The sequence below is a fragment of the Cerasibacillus sp. genome (genome assembly GCF_036516575.1).
In the GTDB taxonomy this organism is placed as follows: Bacteria; Bacillota; Bacilli; order Bacillales; family Amphibacillaceae; genus Cerasibacillus.
Genome location: NZ_DATBTY010000066.1, coordinates 1 through 4,310, shown reverse-complemented (window position 1 = coordinate 4,310; position 4,310 = coordinate 1). Strand labels below are relative to the sequence as shown.

The window sequence follows — 4,310 nt, the reverse complement described above, 5'->3', positions numbered from 1 at the left end:
GGTAGTGACCCCTAAAAGTTAGAGTTTTTATTATGCAGCTGTTTGGCTGGTTTGAGTTCGGTATTGTACTGGACTTAAACCGGCCAATTTTACTTTTATCCGTTCATTATTATAGTAATCCATATGCCTTTCTATCTTTTGTTTAAGCTCACGAAAAGATAGTAAATTCTCACCGTAATAAATTTCTTGTTTTAGAATTCCGAAGAAATTTTCCATTGCGGCGTTATCAGCGCAAGTTGCTTTTCTAGACATACTTTGAAAAACTCGATGATTCTTTAAAGTCTTAACCCACTTCTGGTGTTGATAATGCCAACCTTGATCTGAGTGAATTGTCGTTCGGTATTCAGCTTCATTTTTAATCGTTTCTAGTGCTTCATTCAACGGCTTAAGTACGAGATCTAATGTTGGTCTGTTCGAAACGCCGAAAGATATAACTTCACCATTATATAAATCCAAAATAGGGTTTAAATACAATTTTTCATCGTACAAACATTTAAATTCAGTGATATCTGTTACTAGTTTCTGTAGGCGAATTGGCGTGTTAAATCTACGATTTAAACGGTTTTTAGCGACTTTCCCAATCGAACCTTTATAGGAGTTATAACGAGACTTACGAGTGAACTTCACACACTTCAACCCTAATTCGCGCATGATTCGTTGTACTTTCTTGTGATTAATCAAATATCCTTGATTTCTTAATGCTAGATGAATGCGACGATATCCATATTTGCCTTCGTTTTTTTGAAACAGTTCAAGAATAACCTGTTTCACTTCTTGGTCTGGGTCTTCTTTATTTAATTGCTTGACCTGATAGTGATAGGTTGCCTCTGGAATCCCGACTACTAGTAATACATCTCTTAATTTGAACCCTTCTTCTTTGAGTTCGAATGCCATCGCTGCTTGTGCTTTTCTAGGAAGGCGTTCGGGTTCTCCTGAAAAGCTTCTAACTTTTTTAGGTAAGCAATCTCTAAGCGAAGAAGCTCATTTTCACGTTCTAGTTGTTCTTCACGGGACAATTTCTCTTCTTGTTTAACTGATTTCGCTTTTTTCTCTTTAGACATAGGAGGCCGTCCTTTCGATTTAGGTTTAAGCCCTTCTATACCTGCTTTAAGAAAAACCCTATTCCAGTTCACGATTAAAGTTGGATTATTCATCTTAAATTGAATTGCAGTTTCCTGGTAAGAAGCGCCTGTTCTTTTCATAAATTGTAATACATCTAATTTAAATTGAACAGGATAAAACTTCTTAGAATGTTTTCTTCGTAGCCCATCTTCACCAAATGCTTTATACGCTTTAACCCACCTCAAAATCGGAGACATACTTGGCATATTATATTTCTTCGCCAATAACTTATATCCCGCCGAGCCTTCAAGATATTCTTTTACAATTCTCAATTTGAATTCATTACTATATTTAGCCATATAAAAACACCCCAAAAGTTAGTTTTCAACTCTAACTTTTGGGGTGCAGCACCTTGCCAATCGAACATATTTCCATTGTGTTAGATTGGGTTTTTTTCACTACTGTCGCATAAATAAAGTCTGAATTTTCAGTCTATATTTTTCTCAAATTTAGAGAAAAAACGAAAACACTGAAGCGAAGGTAGTAAACATCCATTTTTTTACTATATCCTATGACTTGTGCAACAACGATTGGAAAACCTTTATGGGACGCTCTTTCTTTCAATTCTTCGTAACCAAATATGAGCGGATTTCCATAAAGATGCTTTTAAATAGCGGCTAATTTGTAAGTAACTGCGGTCGCTATTCGTGTTCAACTGAGCTAAAACATTCAGACAGTAGACGATCATCGCTACGTACACTTGGTTGTGTACCGCTTGTTCGCTATGGCCGTAGAACTTTTTGATGTTCAAATGTTGTTTCATCCATTTGAAAAAAAGTTCGATCGCCCAGCGTGACTTGTAGATTTCTGCGATTTCGTCTGCGTCGATGTCGAAACGATCTGTCAGTAAGTGAAGCTCATTTCCTTTTGTATCATGCAATTTGAGTAAGCGAAACACATTTTCAGAGCGGTTTTGTGTCGTTCCAATGACAACCATTTCATCTGATAATACGGATGAATTTTCTGGCAGCGAAAATGGTTCGATCACACGGACAACCGCGTTTTTACGTAAACGTGAAACAAAGAAATAGCCATCATCCGTCATGCGATCAAAGCGCTCATAATCCAAGTAGCCACGGTCGAACACGTACATGCATTCTTTGTCATCTACGAATACTTCTAGTTGCCCTCGATCATGTTCGATGGCGTTTGTCAGTACAGCTTGATCTGGATAGGAGCGTCCCTTTTCCATGAAAATAAGTCGTAGGTGAAGCTTCACACCTGATTTTGTTTTTCGGAACTCTGCCCACTTATGATTGGTTAAATTCAACGGTAACGTACTCGAGTCAATGATTTTCAGTGGTGTTGTTACTTTTCTTCGTAGTTGAAAATTCGTTTTTTGATGAATTTGATTGACTAAATCTAAGTAAATTGTTTGAAAGAATTCAGTTGGGATCGTATTGATTCGTCTTCCCAACTGCGAAAAGCTAATCGACTGCAAACCCGTTGCCTGTTGTAATTCTTCTGAAAAGACAGCGTCGCTTAATGCCCGCAAACTCTCGGTTTCATGAAGTTGTGCGTACAAAAGGAGTTTCATAAATGAAGCCATATACAGCTTCTTGGTATAGTGATTTAATTGATGTATTTTCACTAGGTCGTCAAATAATGGACGATTAATCGGTGAAAACCATTGTTCAAATGATGTTTTTCGTGTAAACTTATCCATGTGATTGTCCTTTATTTTGGATTTGGATAGGTTACTACCACCAAACCATTATAAAGGCTTTTTTTATGAACTTGATAGATTACAGATAATTCAGATTATAGTGCTGCGTTGAATTATTTTAATGCGACGCTAGTGTGTAGTTTTATAAAAAAGATTGATCATTTACAATAAAGTTCGTTCATTTAAAACAAAGTTTGATTAAAATAACCTCTATGGGTATGATGTCCATAAGAGGTTGTTTTTTGTTTTAGAATTAAAAATTAATAAGGAGGAGGGAGTATATGGCTAAAAGAAAACGTTCAATTTCTTATGAGAAAAAATGAAAGAGGGTTACGGACAAGTTATTGAAATCGATTATAAACCATGGATAACTATTCAGGATGTGCTTTCATTGGGAAAGGTTACTCGATTAAAAGGATATAAGATTCCAAGACAATTTGAAAGAATATCGAGAACGTGGAGATAGAGATTATCGCTTAGATGCTAGTCTTACTCTCGAAGAATTCACACAAATTATTATTCATTTAATATTGCACCATAACCAAAAAAATTGATAAATATCCTTTAGAGAAAGAAATGATAGTAGATCAAATTACAGCGACACCAATTAATTTATGGAATTGGGGCATAGCAAATAAAAAAGGAAGGTTACAATCTGTTATGTGGATGGAATAGTTAGTCGAAGTATTGTACCTCCAAAGACAGAAGAGGTAGAGATAACGATTTATCCAAATGAAGTAAGCTATTTTGAAAGTGAATGGACAATTTTTAAAACAGAAGAGACTACTTTATCAAACGGATTTAATTTTAAATATGGAAATCAGTATTGTATATTGCCACTAATTGAGAGTATTCGAAGTATATTAGCACCCAATCGTTTTTTTACTTTATCGTTTGCTAGAGATGAAAAATTCTTTTTTTAATTATTTTATAGAAAGTCAGCGTGACAAACATCTTCATATTGATTTTAATTCTATGTATGAAAAAAGTATACTAAAAAAGATTTTTTATTTCAATTGTTATGGGTAATTACAAACCCTGATATACGTAATTTATATATGAATATTGGCTATACCTTTGTAGATACAGGAAAGCTGAAATTTGAATGGACGATAGATCAACCAATTGTTATCAAGGCTATTATAAAGAGAAGAGAAACTAGCAATTTGATTTTAAGAATTCTCTCCATTGGGAACAAAAAGATTCCTTATGAAAAAATATCTTTTACACATCCAGAATTTGCAGCACAACAGAAAAGTAGCGAATCAAAGAAACGCACATATAAAAATTTGAATCAGTAGATAAACCGTACGAACTTGATAATAAAGATGAAGGCGCTAGCGACAATTTTGATTTAATTCCAATAGATAATCAACACCATGATTATACAGAGAAAAAATCACTAATAATACAAGTAAGCTAAGAGAATCGACTAATGAAGATACACAGCAATTTTTAATCGAAGATACTAATCAACGAACAGTAGCAGATTCTGGAGGAAATAGTTTAACAAGAGGGATAG

General features: G+C 34.6%; 4 protein-coding genes and 1 pseudogene. 2 read left to right on the top strand and 3 right to left on the bottom strand.

The annotated features are described in order from the left end of the window. Positions 1 to 30 precede the first annotated feature (30 nt). The 3 genes from VIG73_RS11200 to VIG73_RS11190 all read right to left on the bottom strand — a co-directional run bounded on the left by VIG73_RS11200 (position 31) and on the right by VIG73_RS11190 (position 2,788). Entirely contained in the window at positions 31 to 894 is an 864-nt protein-coding gene (locus VIG73_RS11200; protein ID WP_331641989.1) for an IS3 family transposase, read from the bottom strand. Then, positions 858 to 1,421, bottom strand: coding sequence for a helix-turn-helix domain-containing protein (locus VIG73_RS11195; RefSeq protein WP_331641987.1), 564 nt, complete (start codon positions 1,419 to 1,421; stop codon positions 858 to 860). The genes VIG73_RS11200 and VIG73_RS11195 overlap by 37 nt, the downstream gene beginning before the upstream one ends. Before the next feature lie 242 nt (positions 1,422 to 1,663). Beyond that, a complete protein-coding gene (locus tag VIG73_RS11190; RefSeq protein WP_331641985.1) occupies positions 1,664 to 2,788 on the bottom strand; it encodes an IS4 family transposase in 1,125 nt (374 codons plus the stop codon). 440 nt (positions 2,789 to 3,228) lie between these two features. Between VIG73_RS11190 and VIG73_RS11185 the strand changes: the two are divergent. After that, a pseudogene (locus VIG73_RS11185) lies at positions 3,229 to 3,448 on the top strand (transposase); the annotation flags it as partial. Between the two features lie 2 nt (positions 3,449 to 3,450). After that, complete coding sequence (locus VIG73_RS11180) at positions 3,451 to 3,711, top strand: hypothetical protein (RefSeq protein ID WP_331641983.1); 261 nt, start codon at positions 3,451 to 3,453, stop codon at positions 3,709 to 3,711. Positions 3,712 to 4,310: the final 599 nt, after the last annotated feature.